This window comes from Oerskovia sp. NPDC057915 (genome assembly GCF_042887685.1).
Classification (GTDB): Bacteria; Actinomycetota; Actinomycetes; order Actinomycetales; family Cellulomonadaceae; genus Oerskovia.
Window position 1 is genome coordinate 1 of the sequence record NZ_JBHVOS010000053.1, and the last position, 1351, is coordinate 1351.

Below are 1351 nucleotides of genomic sequence, written 5' to 3' on the forward strand. Positions count from 1 at the left end.
CACCGTCCGCACGTTCTGCGACACCTGCTCCGCAGCAGCAGCCACCACCCCCGACTGCGCCGCCGTCTCCTCCGACGACGCCGAGAACTGCGACGACGCCCCCGCCAGCGACTCGGCGCTCGACGCGATCGTCACCGACGACTCGAGGACGCCCGAGAGCGTGGCGCGCAACGACGCCTGCGCCGAGGACAGTGCGCGTGCCATGTCTCCCAGCTCGTCCCGTCCCCGGACGTCGGGCTCGTGGGTCAGGTCGCCGTCGGCGATCGCCTCGACCGTGCGCTGGACCCCGACGATGGCCTTCTTGATCCGACCCGAGGTCACCCATCCGAAGGCCAGACCACCGAGCGCGCCGACCGCGATGACCACGAAGAGGGTGACGATCGCCGTGGACGCCTCGCTCGCAGCCCCCGCGGTCTCACCCTCGAGGATGTCGTCGATGTAGGACTGGAGCCGGTCGAGTGCGCCCCCCATCTGCTGACCGACCTTGTCGAGGTCCGTGTCCGCCGACCGGAAGGCCGCGCGGTCCTCCGCCTCGAAGGCCGGCAGCTTGCGCTCCTCGACGATCGAGATGTACTCGTTCACGGACAGGGCGAACGACCCGTACTGGTCGGGCACCGGCTCGCCGATCCCCGCGTAGATGTCCTCGAACGCGCGCATCTCGGCCGTCACGGCGCCGTGGGCACCGTCGATCGCGACGAACTGCGGGCCCGCCTCGTCGGCCTCCCCCATGTAGTCGCCGAGACCGTCGGTCGCCAACCGGTACGACCACACCGAGCTCTGGAGGGCCATGACCCGCGCGTTGAGCGTGCTCTGGATCGTCGCGATCGTCTCGGTGCGTTCCCGCAGCGAGACCGTCGTCGAGACGGCCACCGCGCCCAGCACGATCATGGCGACCACGAGGATCGCGACGAGGCCCAGGATCCTGGTACGGACCGAGCGCAGGACACCGCCACCTGCGGCACGCGTGGCCCGCTCCCCCGCTCCCGCACCCTGCGAGGGGTCCACGTCGGACGTCACGTCGGGCGCCTCGCCCGACGTCGGGCCGGGGGCCGGCAGAAGTCCAGGGCCCGACAGGATGTCGGGGTAGGACTCGACGAGCTCCTCGGGTCGCGCGTCGTGCGCGAGGTCGAGCGTGCCTGCGAGGTCGTCGGGTACTTCGCTCTGCCGGTTCACGGGCTGTTCCTTCCTCAGGTCCTGGGTCGTGCGGGTCGTGGGACGTGCGTCAGTGGACGAACTGTGCGGCGTCGGACTGCATCTCGGCGCTCATGCGTGCGAGCTCGGCGATCGAGTCGTTCATCTGCTGGATCGCCTCCGCCGTCGAGGACGCGGCCGTGGCGATGCCGGTGATGTT

The 1351-nt window shown here is 70.6% G+C and carries 1 protein-coding gene; it reads right to left on the bottom strand.

Annotation, left to right across the window (positions count from 1 at the left end; translation table 11 throughout):
- The coding region (locus tag ACFVQ3_RS18815; protein ID WP_387642409.1) for a methyl-accepting chemotaxis protein at nucleotides 1-1173 on the bottom strand (1173 nt) is incomplete at its 3' end.
- Nucleotides 1174-1351: the final 178 nt, after the last annotated feature.